Source organism: Duganella levis (assembly GCF_009857605.1).
GTDB classification, from domain to species: domain Bacteria; phylum Pseudomonadota; class Gammaproteobacteria; order Burkholderiales; family Burkholderiaceae_D; genus Rugamonas; species Rugamonas levis.
The window spans coordinates 58,560-77,688 of the sequence record NZ_WWCT01000002.1 but is presented as its reverse complement, the minus strand read 5'-3'; the positions used below and the strand labels follow the sequence as shown (position 1 = coordinate 77,688).

19 protein-coding genes are annotated in these 19,129 nt (G+C 62.5%); 16 read left to right on the top strand and 3 right to left on the bottom strand.

Translation table 11 applies throughout. The features are described 5' to 3' along the window. Window positions 1–25: 25 nt before the first annotated feature. From GTP69_RS03290 to GTP69_RS03265, 6 genes are all read left to right on the top strand, one after another. A complete protein-coding gene (locus tag GTP69_RS03290) occupies window positions 26–364 on the top strand; it encodes a ribonuclease E inhibitor RraB (protein ID WP_161053550.1) in 339 nt (112 codons plus the stop codon). After that, on the top strand, window positions 361–1,311 hold the full coding sequence (locus tag GTP69_RS03285; RefSeq protein WP_161053549.1) for a hypothetical protein: 951 nt from the start codon (window positions 361–363) through the stop codon (window positions 1,309–1,311). The genes GTP69_RS03290 and GTP69_RS03285 overlap by 4 nt, the downstream gene beginning before the upstream one ends. A gap of 89 nt (window positions 1,312–1,400) precedes the next feature. After that, complete coding sequence (locus GTP69_RS03280) at window positions 1,401–2,825, top strand: sensor histidine kinase (protein WP_161053548.1); 1,425 nt, start codon at window positions 1,401–1,403, stop codon at window positions 2,823–2,825. After that, window positions 2,815–3,384 carry a hypothetical protein gene (locus tag GTP69_RS03275; protein ID WP_161053547.1) on the top strand — a complete coding sequence of 190 codons (570 nt, stop codon included), beginning with the start codon at window positions 2,815–2,817 and terminating at the stop codon, window positions 3,382–3,384. The genes GTP69_RS03280 and GTP69_RS03275 overlap by 11 nt, the downstream gene beginning before the upstream one ends. After that, complete coding sequence (locus tag GTP69_RS03270) at window positions 3,381–4,784, top strand: sigma 54-interacting transcriptional regulator (protein ID WP_161053546.1); 1,404 nt, start codon at window positions 3,381–3,383, stop codon at window positions 4,782–4,784. Before GTP69_RS03275 ends, GTP69_RS03270 begins: the two co-directional genes overlap by 4 nt. Before the next feature lie 198 nt (window positions 4,785–4,982). Continuing rightward, window positions 4,983–5,315 (top strand): BON domain-containing protein, encoded by a 333-nt coding sequence (locus GTP69_RS03265; protein WP_161053545.1) that lies wholly within the window; start codon window positions 4,983–4,985, stop codon window positions 5,313–5,315. A 76-nt stretch (window positions 5,316–5,391) separates the two neighbouring features. Here GTP69_RS03265 and GTP69_RS03260 read toward each other — a convergent pair whose 3' ends face one another. Then, complete coding sequence (locus tag GTP69_RS03260; RefSeq protein WP_161053544.1) at window positions 5,392–6,714, bottom strand: homoserine dehydrogenase; 1,323 nt, start codon at window positions 6,712–6,714, stop codon at window positions 5,392–5,394. 24 nt (window positions 6,715–6,738) lie between these two features. Then, window positions 6,739–7,971, bottom strand: coding sequence for a pyridoxal phosphate-dependent aminotransferase (locus GTP69_RS03255; RefSeq protein WP_161053543.1), 1,233 nt, complete (start codon window positions 7,969–7,971; stop codon window positions 6,739–6,741). A 199-nt stretch (window positions 7,972–8,170) separates the two neighbouring features. On the opposite strand from GTP69_RS03255, the gene GTP69_RS03250 reads away from it, so the two are divergent. The 10 genes from GTP69_RS03250 to GTP69_RS03205 all read left to right on the top strand — a co-directional run bounded on the left by GTP69_RS03250 (window position 8,171) and on the right by GTP69_RS03205 (window position 18,384). Continuing rightward, window positions 8,171–8,563, top strand: a complete 393-nt coding sequence (locus tag GTP69_RS03250) for an Mth938-like domain-containing protein (protein WP_161053542.1) — start codon at window positions 8,171–8,173, stop codon at window positions 8,561–8,563. Then, complete coding sequence (locus GTP69_RS03245; RefSeq protein WP_161053541.1) at window positions 8,563–10,221, top strand: glycosyltransferase family 39 protein; 1,659 nt, start codon at window positions 8,563–8,565, stop codon at window positions 10,219–10,221. The genes GTP69_RS03250 and GTP69_RS03245 overlap by 1 nt, the downstream gene beginning before the upstream one ends. Window positions 10,222–10,236: 15 nt before the next feature. Continuing rightward, window positions 10,237–10,608: an SMR family transporter gene (locus tag GTP69_RS03240; protein ID WP_161053540.1), complete on the top strand. Its 372-nt coding sequence runs from the start codon at window positions 10,237–10,239 to the stop codon at window positions 10,606–10,608. Between the two features lie 64 nt (window positions 10,609–10,672). Then, window positions 10,673–11,812, top strand: coding sequence for a DegT/DnrJ/EryC1/StrS family aminotransferase (locus GTP69_RS03235; RefSeq protein ID WP_161053539.1), 1,140 nt, complete (start codon window positions 10,673–10,675; stop codon window positions 11,810–11,812). After that, window positions 11,809–12,822, top strand: coding sequence for a glycosyltransferase (locus GTP69_RS03230; RefSeq protein ID WP_161053538.1), 1,014 nt, complete (start codon window positions 11,809–11,811; stop codon window positions 12,820–12,822). The genes GTP69_RS03235 and GTP69_RS03230 overlap by 4 nt, the downstream gene beginning before the upstream one ends. Further along, entirely contained in the window at window positions 12,815–13,759 is a 945-nt protein-coding gene (locus GTP69_RS03225; protein WP_161053537.1) for a formyltransferase, read from the top strand. The genes GTP69_RS03230 and GTP69_RS03225 overlap by 8 nt, the downstream gene beginning before the upstream one ends. 37 nt (window positions 13,760–13,796) lie before the next feature. Further along, window positions 13,797–14,849, top strand: coding sequence for a bifunctional UDP-4-keto-pentose/UDP-xylose synthase (locus GTP69_RS03220; protein ID WP_161053536.1), 1,053 nt, complete (start codon window positions 13,797–13,799; stop codon window positions 14,847–14,849). Window positions 14,850–14,870: 21 nt separating this feature from the next. Further along, entirely contained in the window at window positions 14,871–15,818 is a 948-nt protein-coding gene (locus tag GTP69_RS03215; RefSeq protein ID WP_161053860.1) for a polysaccharide deacetylase family protein, read from the top strand. A gap of 18 nt (window positions 15,819–15,836) precedes the next feature. After that, window positions 15,837–16,292, top strand: coding sequence for a peroxiredoxin (locus GTP69_RS03210; protein WP_110844504.1), 456 nt, complete (start codon window positions 15,837–15,839; stop codon window positions 16,290–16,292). Window positions 16,293–16,539: 247 nt separating this feature from the next. Beyond that, window positions 16,540–18,384 (top strand): PhoH family protein, encoded by a 1,845-nt coding sequence (locus GTP69_RS03205; RefSeq protein ID WP_161053535.1) that lies wholly within the window; start codon window positions 16,540–16,542, stop codon window positions 18,382–18,384. Window positions 18,385–18,451: 67 nt separating this feature from the next. Here the strand turns inward: GTP69_RS03205 and GTP69_RS03200 are convergent, their stop codons facing one another. Further along, window positions 18,452–19,096: a CCXG family PEP-CTERM protein gene (locus GTP69_RS03200; RefSeq protein ID WP_161053534.1), complete on the bottom strand. Its 645-nt coding sequence runs from the start codon at window positions 19,094–19,096 to the stop codon at window positions 18,452–18,454. Between the last annotated feature and the right edge of the window lie 33 nt (window positions 19,097–19,129).

Here is a 19,129-nt window from a genome sequence, read left to right as displayed (position 1 = left end):
CCGTACTGACCTTGAAGGAACACTCATGATTACCAAAGAAGAAATGGTCGCGCTGTTCGACGACATGAAACAAAACGCCCCGTGGGATCTCAGCAAGCCGCTGTTGTGGGGCTACTTCTTCGCCGACGCCGACAAGGCCAAGCTGGAAACCGCGCAGGCGCTGCTGAAGGCCAAGGGCTACCAGGTGGTCGGCATCTACGACTCCAAACCGGAAGGCGACAGCCCGGCGCTGTGGTGGCTGCATATCGAAAAAGTCGAGAAGCACACGGTCGACACGCTGCACGCCCGCAACCAGGAATTCTACAAGTTCGCCGAAGAACAACAGCTGGAATCCTACGACGGCATGGACGTCGGTCCAGCATGAGGCGCGCGCTGCTCGCTGGCGTGATGGCGTGTGCCACGTTCTGCGCCGGCGCGGCGGCGCCAGTCATGCAAGTCCACAGCATCGCCGAGGACTTCGCCACCTTCTGGGATGCGACCCAAAACATGCCCTCCGCCGAGCGGGTGGCGGCCTTCAAGCAGCAGGTGGGGGCGAAATTCCCCGCCTTCTACGGCATCGAGCGCTATCAGGGCCGCCGCACCCAGGAGCAGCAGGACTACGTGATTGCTCGCGCCCTGAACGCCTTCGGTCCGCAGCGCCAGGCCTATCTGGCCACGGTGGCCCGCTTCAACGCCGACCTGCCCCGCCACAGCGCCCGCTTTGCCGCCACCTTCCCCGATTTCCGCCCTACCATCGACACCTGGATCATCCACTCCCTGGGTGAGATGGACGGCGGCACGCGCGTGTTCAACGGCCATCCTTATTTCATCTTCGGCGCCGACATGATGGCGGTGTTGCACGGCAACGGCGATGAAAGCGCGTTCTTCCATCACGAACTGTTCCACACCTACCAGGACGCCGTCTCGCCCGAGTGCGACGACCAGGGCATGTGGCAACCGCTGTGGCGCGAAGGTCTGGCCACTTATGTGTCCAAAGTGATGAACCCCAACGCCACCGACAGCGAAATGCTGCTGGACTTCCCGAAAGGCAGCCTGTCCATCACCAAAGCCCATCTGCAAGCCAGCTGGGATAATCTGGAACCGGTGCTCGACAACACCGACGACAAGTACTACAGCCCGCTGTTCAGCACCGGCAAGGACGACACCGGCCTGGCGCCGCGCCGTGGTTATTACCTGGGTTACCTGGTCGCGCGCGCGATCGGCGCCACCCGCGACCTGCCGGCGCTGGCCAAGCTCAGTTGCACCGACGCCCGCAAGCTGGTGATCGAGGCGGTCCACAAGCTGCGGCTGCAAAACGCCGTCGCCCACTAGGACACACGCGGGACAAGCGCCCAATCGAACAGGCTATCGCGGCCGTTTGGCCTTATTATTTCTGTAATATAGCCACTTTCTAACCCGCGATGCTCTCGAAACTCTCGTTTCGCCAGCTGCTGCTGGGTGTCTTTTTGCTGATTGCCGTGTTGTTGAGCGCCGCCTCGCTGCACGCTTTGTGGACGCTGGACCGCCTGGCGGCCCACAGCCGCGACAGCGGACACCACGCGCTGGCGCTCACTGAAAATACCCAACAGCTGGCCGAACGCAGCGTCGCCATGACGCGCAGCGCCCGCCAGTACCTGGTGCTGGACGATCCCGCCTTCCGCAAACGCTACGCCGACGCCTGGCGCGACGCCCGCCTGTCGCTCGACGCGGTGGCGGCCGCGCTGCCGAATGCGCCCGAAGCCCTGTTCCAGCGCTGGCGCCAGGCCAGCGAACAAGCCTGGGATATCCTGCAAATGCCATCCCGCTCGCGCAACAGCGCGCGCCAGCAGGCACTGGAGAAAGCGCTCGATCCGCTGCCCACCATCAACGAGCAACTGGCCGAGGAAGTCAAACAGGAAGTCGAACGCCGCAACGCCGAACTGCTGGCCGAACTCGACCAGCGGCGCGCCGTGCTGAAGGCGCAGGTGATCGGCTCCATCCTGCTGGCCGCGCTGCTGGCGTCAGGCTTCGGCCTGTGGCTGTCGCGGCCGCTGGCGCAGATCGAACAGGCCATCGATACGCTGGGCGAAAGCCGCTACGACCAGACCGTGGTGGTGCGCGGCCCCAGCGACCTGCAACGCGTGGGCCAGCAGTTGAACTGGCTGCGCCAGCGCCTGGCCGACCTGGAAGCCGACAAGGCGCGCTTCCTGCGCCACATCTCGCACGAGCTGAAGACGCCGCTGGCGGCGCTGCGCGAAGGCGTGGCGCTGCTGGAAGACGGCGTGGCCGGCGCGCTGTCGCCCAACCAGCGCGAAATCGCCGGCATCCTCAACCAGAATACCGCCGCGTTGCAATCGCAGATCGAAGCGCTGCTGCGCTACAACGCCGCCACCTTCGACGCCCAGCACCTGCAACGCCAGCCGGCCGACATGGGCGACCTGCTGGCGCACGCCATCGACAGCCAGCGCCTGCAATGGCAGGCCATGCGCCTGACCGTGGCCACCGAAGGCAAGGCGCGCAGCATCGCCATCGATACCGACAAGATGGCGATTGCGGTCGGCAACCTGCTGTCGAACGCCGTGCGTTTCAGCCCGCCGGACGGCCTGATCTCCTTCCGCCTGGGCGAACTGGACGGCATGCTGCTGCTCGATTGCTGCGACCAGGGGCCGGGCGTGGCGCCGGACGACGCCGCCCACATCTTCGAACCGTTTTACCAGGGACAGCGCCAGCCGCCCGGCGCCCGCCGCGGCAATGGCATCGGACTGTCCATCGTGCATGAATACGTGGCCGCGCATGGCGGCATTCTCAAACTGATGCCCTCGCAACGAGGCGCCCACTTCCGCATTGAATTGCCCTATGAATCCTAAGCTCCCCCTGATCCTGACCGTGCTGGCCTGCCTGTCGCTGGCCGCCTGCACGCTCAACTCGCCGCTGCCGACCGAACCGCCGCCGGCGCCAACGCCGCCACCGGTGATCGAACTGGTGGCGCCGCCATTGCCGCCGCCAGACGAAGTCGGCCCGCTACTCAGTTATCACCAGTCGCTGCGGCGCATGAGCCAGGGCGAACTGGTCAAGGAACTGAGCGGCCTCGGCCTGCAACAGCGCAGCCCGCGCGTGGCAATCCAGATGGGCATGGCGTTGATGCTGACGCGCGGCAATGGCGACCTGGCAAAGGCGCAGGCGCTGCTGGACAGCGTGGCCACCTCGTCCGACGTGGATGCCGCACCGTTCCGGCCGCTGGCGCAGCTGTTGTCCAGCAACTGCGCGGAAACGCGCCGCCTGTATGACCATGCCGACAAGCTGGCCGTGCAGCAAAAAGAAAACCAGCGCCGCATCGATCAATTGAGCGAGATGCTGGAAGGTCTGAAAACCATCGAACGCACGCTGCCGGTCCGCCCGGCGCCAGGACCACAGGTGACCAAATGACGACCGCTACCCAGGGCCAGGGCGCCCACCTGTTATTAGTCGATGACGACGACGACCTGCTGCGCCTGCTCTCGATGCGCCTGACCGCCAACGGTTACCGCGTCACCGCCGTCGGCAGCGCCGAAGCGGCCGTGACGCGGCTGTCGATGGAGCTGCCACGTCTGGTGATCAGCGACATCCGCCTGCCGGACCGCGACGGCATGTGGCTGTTCCAGGAAATCCGCCGCAGCTACCCGGCGCTGCCGGTGATCCTGCTGACCGCGCACGGCACCATTCCGGATGCGGTGGAAGCCACCACGCTGGGCGCCTACGCCTACCTGACCAAGCCGTTCGACGCCAAGCTGCTGCTGGAACGCATCGCCCAGGCACTCAGCCTGTCGGCGCCGGCCACCAACGCCAGCGAAGCCGGCGAAGACTGGCGCGCCGCCATCATCAGCCGCAGCCAGTGCATGGACGAGCTGCTGGCCGAAGCGCGGCTGGTGGCCGCCTCCGACGCCAGCGTGCTGATACGCGGCGAGAGCGGCACCGGCAAGGAGTTGCTGGCGCAGGCCATCCACCGCGCCAGCCGGCGCGCCAAGGCGCCGTTCATCGCCGTCAACTGCGGCGCGATTCCCGAGGCGCTGCTGGAGTCGGAACTGTTCGGCCACGTCAAGGGCGCCTACACCGGCGCCGTCGCGGCGCGCGAAGGCCTGCTGCAGGCGGCCGACGGCGGCACCCTGTTCCTGGACGAGATCGGCGATATGCCGCTGCTGCTGCAAGTCAAGCTGCTGCGGGTGTTGCAGGAGCGCGTGGTGCGCCAGCTGGGGTCGGATGTGGCCAAGCCGGTCGACGTGCGCATCCTGTCCGCCACCCACCGCGACCTGGATGTCGCCATGCGCGAAGGCCAGTTCCGCGAGGACTTGTATTACCGCCTCAACGTCATCGCCCTGACCTTGCCGCCGCTGGCCCAGCGGCGCGAGGACGTGGCGCCGATGGCCAACCAGTTCCTGCAAACGCTGGCCGCCAAATACGGCAAGACGGTGCGCGGCTTTGCGCCGGACGCGCTGGAGGCGCTGACCATGTCATCCTGGCCCGGCAACGTGCGCCAGTTGTACAACGTAGTCGAGCACGTTTGCGCGCTGGCCACCTCGCCGCTGGTCCCCTTGTCGCTGGTACAACGGGCGCTGCGGGTACCGTCGCTGGAAGTGCTGAGCTATACCGAGGCGCGCCTGCGCTTCGAGCGCAATTACCTGGTCCAGCTGTTGAAACTGGCCGATGGCAACGTCGCCGACGCCGCCCGCCTGGCCGAGCGCAACCGCACGGAGTTCTACCGCCTGCTGCAAAAACACAATCTCGACGCCAGTCTGTTCCGCAATGATGTCGCCGAAGAGCGACAAGACGAATCGCTTAAAAATCAATGACTTAACAAAGGGAGACACGGCATCGTCGCTGTCTCCCGACAAATATGGACAGATAATCCATGTTGCCATGGTTCCTCATCGGAACAACATAACTAAGTCATTGAATTCAAATAGAAAATCAGAGCTGGCACGGGGTTTGCAAAGGAGTGGATAACGTCACAGACGTTTTATCCTCAAACTCGATAAAGGAAGCAAATCATGATGACCAACAAACTGATCGCCCGCCTGATGGTAGCCACCGCCCTGACCGCCGCTGCCGCAACCGGCACCGCCTTCGCCGCTGGCCAACAGGATGCAGCGCTGGCTGGCGCCGCGAAAGCCGGTACCGCCACCAATGACGAGGCCATCACCAGCAAAATCAAGGCTTCGCTGGCAGATCAAAAGCAAATCGGCGTGACCACTGCTGACGGCGTAGTCACCCTGTCGGGCAGCGTCGCGAATACCGATGTCGGCACCAAAGCCATCCAGGTGGCATCGGCCGTGCCAGGCGTGAAAGAAGTGAAAAGCGAGCTGACTGTCGCTTCGAAGTAAAGATGTAGCCAGCTTTAAACTGTAGAGAGAACCCTTTGCCGGTCAGCGTGCGTAGACGCTGACCGGCTTTTTTTATTTAGCTCAGGTTTTCCAGACGGATCTTGGTGACGCTGCCGCCCACCGTCGACAAGGCTTCCATCTTGGCAATCGCCGCCGTCACATGCTTTTCCTGCGTCTGATGCGTCAGGAAAATGATGTCGGTGCGGGTCTCGCCTTCCGCCGGCTCTTTTTGCAGCATGGCGTCGATCGAAATGCCGGCATCGGCCAGGATGCGGGTCAGGTCGGCCAGCACGCCCGGCTCATCGCTCACATCCATGCGCAGGTAGTAGCTGGTGGTCACTTCCGACATCGGCAGGATCTCGATGTTGGTCATGGCATTCGGCTGGAACGCCAGGTGCGGCACGCGGTGCTCCGGATCGGCCGTGGCCAGGCGGGTGATGTCCACCAGGTCGGCGATCACCGCCGAGGCGGTCGGTTCCGAACCGGCGCCCTTGCCGTAGTACAGCGTCGCGCCGACGGCGTCGCCCTGCACCAGCACGGCGTTCATCGCGCCTTCCACATTGGCGATCAAACGCTTGGATGGAATCAGGGTCGGATGCACGCGCAGCTCCACGCCTTCCTTGCCGTTGACCTTGGCGCGCTTGGCAATGCCCAGCAGCTTGATGCGGTAACCCAGTTGCTCGGCGTAGCGGATGTCGATGGCGTTCAGCTTGGAAATGCCCTCTACGTGCGCCTTGTCGAACTGCACCGGAATGCCGAAGGCAATCGCCGACATGATGGTGGCTTTGTGCGCCGCGTCCACGCCCTCGATGTCGAAGGTCGGGTCGGCTTCCGCATAGCCCAGTTCCTGCGCCTGCTTCAGCACGGTGGCGAAGTCCAGGCCCTTGTCCCGCATTTCGGACAGGATGAAGTTGGTGGTGCCGTTGATGATGCCGGCCAGCCAGTCGATGCGGTTGGCGGTCAGGCCCTCGCGCAGCGCCTTGATGATCGGGATGCCGCCGGCCACCGCCGCTTCAAACGCGACCATGACGCCCTTGGCTTGCGCCGCGGCGAAAATCTCGTTGCCGTGCACGGCCAGCAGCGCCTTGTTGGCGGTGACCACGTGCTTGCCGTTTTCAATCGCTTTGAGCACCAGCTCGCGCGCCTGGTCGTAGCCGCCGATCAGTTCGACGACGATGTCGATTTCCGGATCGTTGACGATATCGAACGGGCTGGCCACCACCTTGACCTTGCCGCCGGTGCGCGTTTTGGCGCGTTCCAGGTTGCGTGCCGACACGGCCACGATCTCGATGCTGCGGCCGGCGCGGCGGCGGATTTCTTCCTGATTGCGCTCCAGCACGTCGAACGTGCCACCGCCGACATTGCCGACGCCTAATAAGCCTACTTTGATCGGTTTCATATCAATCTTTTCTGTGGATCTGAATTAAAAGCTGGCGCCGTGGCGCTTGCGGTAGCTTTCCATGAACTTGGCCATGCGGCCGAAGGCTTCCACCATATCGTCCGAGTTCGGCAGGAACACGACGCGGAAGTGATCCGGCGCGATCCAGTTAAAGCCGCTGCCCTGGACGATCAGCACTTTCGTTTCGGCCAGCAGCTCGTAAGCGAACTGCTGGTCATCCGCGATCGGATAGATCTTCGGATCAAGACGGGGGAACATATACAGCGCCGCTTTCGGCTTGACACAAGTGACGCCCGGTATCTCGGTCAGCAGCTTGTAGGCCAGATCGCGTTGCTTCAACAGGCGCCCGCCCGGGCCAACCAGATCGTCGATAGACTGGTAGCCGCCGAGCGCAGTCTGGATCGCAAACTGCCCCGGAGCGTTGGCGCACAAGCGCATCGAGGCCAGCATGTTGAGGCCTTCGATGTAATCTTTTGCGTGCGACTTTTCGCCCGACACCACCATCCAGCCGGACCGGTAGCCGCAGGCGCGGTAATTCTTCGACAGGCCGTTGAAGGTCACGAACAGCAGGTCGTCCGCCAGCGAGGCGATCGACACGTGCTCGGCGCCGTCGTACAGCACCTTGTCGTAGATTTCATCGGCGTAAATAATCAGGTCGTGCTGGCGCGCCAGCTCGATGATCTGCAGCAGCAGCTCGACCGGGTACAGCGCGCCGGTCGGATTGTTGGGGTTGATGACGACGATGGCGCGCGTGTTCGGCGTGATCTTGCGGCGCATGTCCTCGATGTCCGGATACCACTCCTGCTGCTCGTCGCACACATAATGCACCGGCGTGCCGCCCGACAACGACACCGCCGCCGTCCACAGCGGATAGTCCGGGGCCGGCACCAGCACCTCGTCGCCGTTGTTCAGCAGCGCATTCATCGACATCACGATCAGCTCGGACGCGCCATTGCCCAGGTAGATATCGTCGATGCTGACGCCGGCGATATTCTTGCCCTGGGTGTAGTGCATCACCGCCTTGCGCGGCGCAAACATGCCCTTGGAATCGGTGTAGCCGGCCGCATTCGACAGGTTGATCTTCATGTCCTGCACGATCTCGTCCGGCGGATCGAAGCCGAACACGGCGAGGTTGCCGATATTCAACTTGGTGATCTTGTGGCCTTCCTCTTCCATTTGCCGGGCTTTTTCCGGCACCGGGCCGCGGATCTCGTAGCAGACTTCCGCCAGTTTGTTCGATTTTTGAATCGGTCGCAAAATAAAATCCTGTTTATGTGAGGCAAACTTCCATGACCTGCCAAAAATGCCGGTGGCGGCCCGTGCTGCAATGCGAAAAGAACCATTCTGCCGAAAGGGGCCGATTTAATCAACCTTTCAGGCCGGACGCCCCTTGAAAACGCTACAATGACAACTTCTTTTGCGCTTTATACACCCGATTCCATCCACGATTTCCGACATGAAGCTCCACCAAAGCGATACCCAAAAATACCAGACCGTTACCGGCTACGACGAAACCGGCGTCGAAATCAATGCTGAGCGCTACAACTACAGCCTGATCGTACTGCCGGAAGTGGCGCCGCGCGCCTGGAATGCGCCGACCTTCGAGTCGATCACCGCCGAACATTTCGACCTGATCGGCGCCGAGAATCCGGACGTGGTGATCCTCGGCACCGGCGCCCGCCAGCGCTTCATCCATCCCAGGCTGACCGCCGCGCTGACGCTGCGCCGCATCGGCGTCGAGTGCATGGACAGCCAGGCCGCCTGCCGCACCTACAACATCCTGATGGGCGAAGGCCGCAAGGTCGCGCTGGCCCTGATCATCGACGCCAACGAGGGCAAAAGCGCCTGATGAACGACCTCTACAACTCCAAGAAAGTCGTGTGGGGACTGCTGGCGGCGTTCGTCATTGTCTGGCTGTACGTGCTGGGCGTGCGCACGCTGGTGCCGCCCGATGAGGGCCGCTACGCCGAAATGGCGCGCGAGATGTGGGCCACCGGCGACTGGATCACCACCCGCCTGAATGGCATCAAGTATTTCGAAAAGCCGCCGCTGCAAACCTGGATGAACGCCGTCTCGTTCGGCCTGTTCGGCCTGGGCGAGTGGCAGGCGCGCCTGTGGACCGGGCTGTGCGGCCTGGGCGGCGTGCTGTTCACCGGCTATGCCGCCAACCGCGTGTTCGGCCAGCGCGCCGGCTTCTATGCCGCGCTGACGCTGGGTTCCAGCCTGTTCTGGGTCGCCTGCGGCCAGATCGACTCGCTGGACATGGGCCTGTCGGGCATGATGACCATCGCCCTGTGCAGCCTGCTGCTGGCCCAGCGCGATAACGCCACGCCGACCGAACAACGCAACTGGATGTTGCTGTGCTGGACCGGCATGGCGCTGGCGGTGCTGGCCAAGGGCCTGATCGGCCTAGTGCTGCCGGGCGCGGTGCTGGTGCTGTACACCGTGCTGTCGCGTGACGTTACCATTTGGAAACGTCTGCATCTGGGCAAAGGCCTGGTGCTGTTCTTCGCCATTGCCGCGCCGTGGTTTGTGCTGGTGGCGCTGAAGAACCCGGAACAGCCGCATTTCTTCTTCATCCATGAACACTGGGAACGCTTCTTCCTCAAGGCCCACCACCGTGAAGGCGCCTGGTACTACTTCCTGCTGCTGCTGATTCCCGGCGTGATGCCATGGCTGGGCCTGCTGCCGCAGGCGCTGTTCCAGGGCGCCAAGCGCACGGCCGGCGTGTTCCAGCCGAAACTGCTGCTGGTGATCTGGGCCGTGTTCATTACCTTCTTCTTCAGCTATTCCAGCTCCAAGCTGCCGGGCTACATCCTGCCGGTATTCCCGGCGCTGGCCATCCTGATCGCCACCTATCTGGAAAGCGCCTCGCGCATGAACCGCACGCTGGCGGCCGGCCTGCTGGTGCTGGTCGGCATAGCTGGGCTGGCGGCGCTGCCGCACATGATCGGCAACGCGACGCGCCATCCGGACGAGCGCGCGCTGCTGGAAGCCTACCAGCCGTGGGTGCTGACGGCCGCCATCGTGGCGGCCGGCGGCGGTGCGCTGGCGATGCTGCATGCGCGCCAGCTGCGCCGCGACCTGACCGTGCTGACGCTGGCCATCGCCGGTTTTGTCTCGGTACAGCTGATCCTGACCGGCTTTGAGCCGTATGGCAATCTGCGCGCCGGCAAACAACTGGCGTTGAAGATGCTGCCAGAACTGCAAGCGGACACCAAGATCTATTCGGTCTCCACCTACGAGCAATCGATGACCTTCTACCTGCGCCGCACGGTGATCCTGGTGGATTACTGGGACGAATTCACCTTCGGCCTGCGCCAGCAGCCGGAGCTGTCGATTCCGACGGTGGACGGCTTTATCGCCCGCTGGCGCGAGCATACGGCGCAGCAGGTCAAGGCCATGGCCATCGTCAGCGACGATGCTTATCGGGAATTGAAAAGCAAGGGCGTGACCATGCGCGTGATCGCGGAAGACAGCCGCCGGATCGTCATTACCAATCTGTAATGAATAAAACCATAAATGAATATTGCAACGTTTAGCTTCATCATCGTCGGCGTGCTGCTTAATGCAGTAGCGCAACTGCTGCTCAAGGCCGGCGCCCGCAACGTCGGCGAAATCCACCTGACGCTGAGCAATCTGTTCAGTGTCGGCTGGCGCGTCGCCACGCAGTTGCCCATCATTGGCGGGCTTACTTGCTACGTACTGTCGGTAGTGCTGTGGATTATTGCACTGTCGCGCGTCGATGTGTCCGTCGCCTATCCGATGTTGTCTTTAGGCTATGTGGTCACCGCCGTCGGCGCCTGGTACCTGTTCGGCGAAGCGCTGTCGATGCAGCGCCTGCTTGCCATTTTCGTCATCCTGGTCGGGGTGGCGTGGCTGGCGCGTACCTGACGAACAATTTAGAATGACGGCCATACGTCATAGACAAAAATATATTAAGAGAGCATACCACCTCATGAGTGCTGATCAGCCCTTCCTGCCCTTTTCCAAGCCTACGATCGACGAGGCCACCATTACCGCCGTGGGCGAAGTCCTGCGTTCGGGCTGGATCACCAGCGGCCCGAAAGTGGCGGCGTTTGAAGCCCAGATGTCCGAGTACTTCGGCGGCCGTCCGGTGCGCACCTTCAATTCCGGCACCTGCACGATGGAAATCGCGTTGCGCATCGCCGGCATCGGTCCTGGCGATGAAGTGATCACCACGCCGATTTCGTGGGTCGCCACCGCCAACGTCATCATCGAAGTCGGCGCCACCCCGGTGTTTGCCGACATCGACCCGGTCACCCGCAATATCGACCTCGATAAAGTCGAAGCCGCGATCACGCCGCGCACCAAGGCCATCATTCCGGTCTACCTGTCCGGCCTGCCGGTCGATATGGACCGCCTGTACGCCATCGCCAAAAAGCATAATCTGCGCGTGGTGGAAGATGCGGCGCAAGCCTTCGGTTCCGAATGGAACGGCAAGCGCATCGGTTCGTTCGGCGATTTCGTCTCGTTCAGCTTCCAGGCCAACAAGAACCTGACCACCGGCGAAGGCGGCGCACTGGTGCTGAACAACCTGGAAGAAGCCAAGATTGCCGAGAAATACCGCCTGCAAGGCGTGACCCGCAGCGGCGTCGACGGCATCGATGTCGATGTCCTGGGCGGCAAATACAATATGAGCGACATCATGGCCGCCATCGGCCTGGGCCAGTTCGCCAATATCGAGCAGGTCACCGCCCATCGCCGCGCATTGGCGCGCCGCTATTACGAGGCGTTTGGTCCGGAGTTTGAAGCGCAGTCCGGCGCCCAGCTGCCGCTGCAAGCCTTCGATTCCAGCAATTACCACCTGTTCCAGATCATCCTGCCGGACAACGGTCCGAGCACGCGCGCCGACTTCATGACCGCCATGAAGGACCGCTTCAACGTCGGCACCGGCTACCACTACTCGCCGATCCATTTGTTCAGCCTGTACCGCGAGCGCGGCTTCAAGGAAGGCATGTTCCCGGTCTCCGAAAAACTCGGCTACCTGACCGTGACCCTGCCGATGTTCTACGCCATGACTTTTGCCGACGTCGATCGCGCAGTCGCAGCCGTGAAAGCGATCCTGATCAAATGACCGTCTCCCTGAACAAGCCGGAAATCTCCGTCGTCATCCCGATCTACAACGAACAGGCCGGCCTGGCCGCCTTGTTCGCGCGCCTGTATCCGGCACTGGACAAGCTGGGCGCCAGCTACGAAATCGTGTTCGTCAACGACGGCAGCCGCGACAACTCGGTGTCGATTCTGGCCGAACAGTTCCGCCAGCGCCCGGACGTGACCCGCGTGGTGCTGTTCAACGGTAACTACGGCCAGCACATGGCCATCCTGGCCGGCTTTGAAGCGTCGCGCGGCGACATCATGGTGACGCTGGACGCCGACCTGCAAAATCCGCCGGAAGAAATCGGCAACCTGGTGGCCAAGGTACGCGAAGGCTACGACTACGTCGGCTCGATCCGCCGCAAACGCCAGGACTCGGCGTGGCGCACCTACGCCTCCAAGGCCATGAACCACCTGCGCGAGCGCATCACCAACATCAAGATCACCGACCAGGGCAATATGCTGCGCGCCTACGGCCGCAACATCGTCGACCTGATGAACCAGTGCGCCGAAGTGAATACCTTTGTGCCGGCGCTGGCCTACCGCTTCTCGCGCAACCCGACCGAAATCGTGGTCGAGCACGAAGAGCGTTCGGCCGGCGAATCGAAATACTCGCTGTACAGCCTGATCCGCCTGAACTTCGACCTGGTCACCGGCTTCTCGCTGGTGCCGCTGCAGTTCTACTCGATGATGGGCATGCTGATGTCGCTGCTGTCGGCGCTGCTGGTGGTGGTGCTGGTGGCGCGCCGCCTGTTCCTGGGCGCGGAAGCGGAAGGCGTGTTCACGCTGTTTGCCATCACCTTCTTCTTCATGGGCATCATCCTGTTCGGCATCGGTTTGCTGGGCGAATATGTCGGCCGCATCTTCCAGCAAGTGCGGGCCCGTCCGCGCTACGTGGTGCAGACCATCCTGCAACAGCGCGACGACAACGGCCAGCCGCTGCCGCCGCCCGGCGTCGAGAAACGCACCGTGGGCCGCCATCATGAGTGACCTGGAACCGCGCAAGCGCGCCGTCGTCTTCGGCTATCACAATGTCGGCGTGCGCTGCCTGAAAGTGCTGCTGGCCGGCGGCGTCGACGTCGCGCTGGTGGTCACGCACGAGGACAGCGCCAACGAAAACATCTGGTTCGAATCGGTGATTTCGCTGTGCGAGGCCGAAGGCATTCCCTACATCACGCCGGCCGACGCCAAGTCGCCCGAGCTGCTGGCGCAGGTGCAGGCCGCCAAGCCGGACCTGATGTTCAGCTTTTACTACCGCAACATGCTGCCGGCCGAGCTGCTGGCGGTGGCGCCCGCGTTCAATATGCACGGCTCGCTGTTGCCGGAATACCGCGGCCGCGCGCCGGTCAACTGGGCGGTGCTGCACGGCGCCACCGTGACCGGCGCCACGCTGCACGAAATGACCGTCAAGCCGGACGCCGGCGCCATCGTCTCGCAGATGGAAGTGCCGATCCTGCCGGACGACACCGCGCACGAAGTATTCGGCAAGGTGCAGGTGGCGGCCGAGCAGGCGCTGTGGCGCGTGCTGCCATCGCTGCTGGACGGCACGGCGCCGCGCCTGCACAACGACCTGAGCAAGGGCGGCTACTTCGGCGGCCGCAAGCCGGAAGACGGCCGCATCGACTGGCTCTGGCCGGCCCAGCACGTCTACAACCTGCACCGCGCGGTGGCGCCGCCGTATCCGGGCGCCTTTACCGACATCGACGGTGTACGCTACGTGATCCAGCGCGCCCGCATCACCGGCACTGGCCATGGCAACTTTGGCAATGTTGTTTCTCTCAGTTTGCCACCGGGCTTGACAGTAGTAGATAATTGCATCTTTGGCGTTTGCGGCGATGGCCGCATGCTGACGATTTCCGCATTGACCGCCGATGGTGAACCGATCACGGCGGAGCAGCTCGATATTCGCCTGGCCGCGCGCGCTTAAGCGGCGGCAGCACTAAACATTACCTGGATATACTCACATGAAAAAAGTTCTCATCCTCGGCGTCAATGGCTTCATCGGCCATCACCTGTCGAAACGCATTCTGGAAACCACCGACTGGCACGTGTACGGCATGGACATGAGTACCGACCGTATCACCGACGTGCTGGAGAATGAGGCTTACAAGTCGCGCATGCACTTCTTCGAAGGCGACATCACCATCAACAAGGAATGGGTCGAGTACCACGTCAAGAAGTGCGACGTGATCCTGCCGCTGGTTGCTATTGCGACCCCATCGACCTACGTGAAAGCGCCGCTGCGCGTATTCGAGCTGGACTTTGAAGCCAACCTGCCGATCGTGCGTTCCGCCGCCAAGTACGGCAAGCACCTGGTGTTCCCATCGACCTCGGAAGTGTATGGCATGTGCCACGACGAAGAGTTCGATCCGGAAAACTCGGAACTGATCTGCGGCCCGATCAACAAGCCACGCTGGATCTACTCCAACGCCAAGCAGCTGATGGACCGCGTGATCTGGGGCTACGGCATGGAAGGCCTGAACTTCACGCTGTTCCGTCCATTCAACTGGATCGGCGCCGGCCTGGATTCGATCCACACGCCGAAAGAAGGCTCGTCGCGCGTGGTGACCCAGTTCTTCGGCCACATCGTGCGTGGCGAGAACATCTCGCTGGTGGACGGCGGCGCGCAGAAACGCGCGTTCACCGACATCGACGACGGCATTGATGCGCTGATGAAAATCATCGAGAACAAGAACGGCGCCGCCACCGGCAAGATCTACAACATCGGCAACCCGGTCAACAATTTCTCGATCCGCGAACTGGCCAACATGATGCTGAAACTGGCGCCGCAATACCCTGAGTACGCCGAAGGCGCCGCCAAGGTCCAGATCGTTGAAACCACCTCGGGCGCCTACTACGGCGCCGGCTACCAGGACGTGCAGAACCGCGTGCCGAAAATCACCAACACCTGCGAAGAGCTGGACTGGAAGCCGACCACCACCATGGCTGACGCGCTGAAGAAAATCTTCGACGCCTACCGCGGCCAAGTGGCCGAAGCACAGAAACTGATGGACTAAGCATTGAATCAAAAACCATTGATGGTGTTGAAGATCGACGTCGACACCTACCGCGGCACCCGTGAGGGCGTACCCAACCTGGTACGCATGCTGAAGGCGCACAATGCCGGCGCCACCTTCCTGTTTTCGCTCGGGCCGGATCACACCGGCTGGGCGATGCGGCGCGCGCTGCGTCCGGGCTTCTTCAGCAAGGTGTCGCGCACGTCGGTGGTTGAGCATTACGGTTTCAAGACGCTGATGTACGGCGTGCTGCTGCCCGGCCCGGACATCGGCAAGGACTGCGCCGCCGACATGCGCGCGGTGCAGGACGCCGGCTTTGAGTGCGGCATCCACACCTGGGACCACGTGCTGTGGCAGGACAACGTCGCCAGGCGCGACGCCGGCTGGGCCACCAGCATGATGCGCAAGGCCGCCAACCGTTTCACCCAGGTGTTCGGCCAGGCGCCGCGCACCCACGGCGCCGCCGGCTGGCAGATGAACAACGCCGCCTTCCACGAACACGACACCGCCGGCTACGCCTACGCTTCCGACGGCCGCTGCGTGCTGAAGGAAAACGGCCAGCTGGCCAATCCGGCCGACGGTCCGCACCGTCTGTCCGACGGCGCGCAGGTGCTGAAGCACATCCAGATGCCGACCACGCTGCCGACGCTGGACGAAGTGCTGGGCTGCGAAGTCGACGGCGTGACGATCGGCACCGGCAATATCGCCGCCTTCCTGCTCAAGCTGACCGAAGGCGCCACGCGCGACCACGTCTATACTTTGCACGCCGAGCTTGAAGGACAGAAACTCGCCCCCATATTCGAGCAGCTATTGGCAGGGTGGCAAGCACAGGGATACCAACTGGCGTCCATGGCTGACTACCATCAGAAGATACAAGACCTGCCGATGCCGGTTTGCCCCATCACCTGGGGCGAGCTGCCGGGACGTTCGGGCCAGCTGATCATTCAGGGCCCCGCCCGCGCCGAATAACCCTTCCAGGAGACGCCTGTGGCTGATGTAGTAACCGATTTCTCCGCGCCGATGACCAGCGGCCAGACCTTCCAGTTGTCCGGCCGCCCGGCGCGTTATACCGTGCTGTTCTTCTACCCCAAGGACAACACCCCAGGCTGCACCACCGAAAACATGGCCTTCCGCGACCTGTACGAGCAATTCCAGGCGGCCGAGACCGAAATCTACGGCATCAGCCGCGACTCGCTGCGTTCGCACGAAGGCTTCCGCGCCAAGCTGGGCCTGCCGTTTGAACTGATTTCCGACCCGGAAGAAAAAGTCTGCGAACAGTTCGGTGTCATGAAGATGAAGCAAATGTACGGTAAGACTGTACGCGGCATCGAACGCAGCACGTTTGTGATTGACGCTACCGGCCAATTGGTGAAAGAATGGAGAGGCGTGAAGGTAGCGGGTCACGTTGATGAAGTGCTGGAATTTGTCACGCGCCAGGCTTAAGTTGTAGGGATGCGTTGCAGCTTCCAGTTTGCTCAACCGTAGCAGAACCGAGCGTATCCAGTCATTTTGAGTCAGCACTGTAATTCCTCCCACCCTACATGGTGGCCAGCCGGCCACCACGCGGTACTTTCACCGGGCGCCATGCGTGCCCGTCGGCAGTCTCCTTTTCCCTTTTACCCAGCATCCACCCCATCGGGACGACTCCCTGTGGGCGGATTCCTCCAGATATCTTTCGATTGAGATCCTGATGCCACTGCCAAAAATACCAAGTAAGCCAGCGACTATACTGTTGGCAAAAGATTACCCCAAGGCCACCGGCCGTGCGACCCCTGCCCTCGCGGCAGTTGCCGATATCGCGCCCGAGCCAGCACCAGCGCCGAAGAAAGCGGCGACCGTCAAAGCCGTTCCTGTAGCAAAAAAACCGGTGGTCGCCAAAGCGCCCGCCGCCGTTGCAACTGCTGTTCCAGCGCCGGCGCCTGCGCCAGCCAAATCCAAAGCCGTGGCCGCCGTACTGAAAGCCGCGCCAGCCGTGTTGAAAGCGGCGGCCGACGCCGTCGAAGCCAAGGGCAAGCCATCGCCGCGCGGCAAGGTCACGCCGATCACCACCGAAGCGCCGCATCCGGCCAAGCACAAGGCCAATGAGGTGGCGATCAAGTCGTCCACCAGCCGCAATGCCGACCAGACCGGCACCACCAAGATGTTCGTGCTGGACACCAACGTGCTGATGCACGATCCATCGTCGCTGTTCCGCTTTGAAGAACACGACGTCTACCTGCCGATGATGACGCTGGAAGAGCTGGACAACCACAAGAAAGGCATGACCGAGGTGGCGCGCAATGCGCGTCAAGTCTCGCGCACGCTGGACGCGCTGGTCTCCAACACCGACGACGACGCCATCGAGAACGGCATCCCGCTGTCCAAGCTGGGCAACAAGGACGCCAAGGGCCGCCTGTACTTCCAGACCCGCCTGCAAACGGCGGAACTGCCGGTGGGCCTGCCATCGGGCAAAGCCGACAACCAGATCCTGTCGGTAGTGCGCTCGCTGGAATCGGAGCAGGAAGGCCGCGCCATCGTGCTGGTGTCGAAAGACATCAACATGCGCATCAAGGCGCGCGCGCTGGGCCTGCCGGCGGAAGACTACTTCAACGACCACGTGCTGGAAGATACCGACCTGCTGTACTCGGGCATCCTGCAACTGCCGGAAGACTTCTGGAACAAGCACGCCAAGGACCTGGAGTCGTGGCAGGAGAACAAGAGCGGCCAGAGCGCCACGTTCTACCGCGTGACCGGTCCGTTCGTGCCGTCGATGCTGGTCAACCAGTTCGTGTTCCTGGAGCCGAAGAATGGCGAAGCGCCGTTCTATGGCCAGGTCAAGCAGATCAACGGCAAGACCGCCGTGCTGCAAACCCTGCGCGACTTCAGCCACAACAAGAACAATGTGTGGGGCGTGACCGCGCGCAACCGCGAGCAGAACTTCGCGCTCAACCTGCTGATGAATCCGGAATGCGACTTCGTCACGCTGCTGGGTCAGGCTGGTACGGGTAAAACCCTGCTGGCCCTGGCCGCTGGCCTGGCGCAAGTGCTGGAAACCAAGCTCTACAACGAAATCATCGTCACCCGCGTGACGGTGCCGGTCGGCGAAGACATCGGTTTCCTGCCTGGCACCGAGGAAGAGAAAATGTCGCCGTGGATGGGCGCGTTTGACGACAACCTGGAAGTGCTCAACAAGTCCGATTCGGATGGCGGCGAGTGGGGCCGCGCGGCAACCCAGGACCTGATCCGTTCGCGCATCAAGATCAAGTCGCTGAACTTCATGCGTGGCCGTACCTTCGTCAACAAGTTCCTGATCATCGACGAAGCGCAGAACTTGACGCCGAAACAGGTCAAGACGCTGGTGACGCGTGCCGGTCCGGGCACCAAGATCATCTGCCTGGGCAATATCGCGCAGATCGACACGCCATACCTGACCGAAGGTTCGAGTGGCCTGACGTATGTGGTGGATCGCTTCAAGGGCTGGTCGCACGGCGGTCACGTGACGCTGGCGCGCGGCGAACGTTCGCGTCTGGCGGATCACGCCAGCGAAGTCCTGTAATGGTATAAATCGTTTAGTTCGATCCTCTCAGCCCCGCCCGCAGCAATGCCGGCGGGGCTGAGTTTTTTTACGCCTGCTTTTTCTCGCGGCGGCGGCGGGCGATGGCGCCGACCACGCCCAGGCCGCCCAGCATCATGGCATAGGTTTCCGGCTCAGGCACAGCGGCCATCTGCAGGGTGCTGGCGCCGAAGCTCTGGAACGCGGCGCCGTTGGCCGAGTACTGCACCTGCTGGCCGCCATCGCAGCAGCCTTCCAGGCCGTAGATCGTCAGCGTGTGGTTGCCGGCCGTCAGCGCCTTGTTGCTGACGCTAAGCACCGAATTGGTGTTGTTATAGTCATGCGCCCACCACAGGTCGCCGGTCTTCAGATCGACAGCCTGGCCGTCCAGGAACACGGCGCCGCCGTTGCCGAAGTCGACGCCGGCACGGAACGAATAGGTGCCAGCCGCGCTCAGGCCGAAGTTAATGGTCGACTTGAAGGCGATATTGGTGGCGCCGGCGCCGAACAGCGACTGGTTGGAGACGATATCGTAGTTGCTCAGTACGGTTGAATGCGACGAATTGGCAACAGCGGCGTCGACGATATCGCGGTAGGCGTTGGCGGTGGTTTGCGCAGCGGCATTCGACGTACCGGTTTGGAAAGTGATGACAGCGGCGTCTGCGCTACCGTAGGCGAGTGCAACGGCGAGTGCGGCGAGTTTGGCGTATTTCATGATGGTCCCTGTAGGTAAATGGTTGAAAAGCGG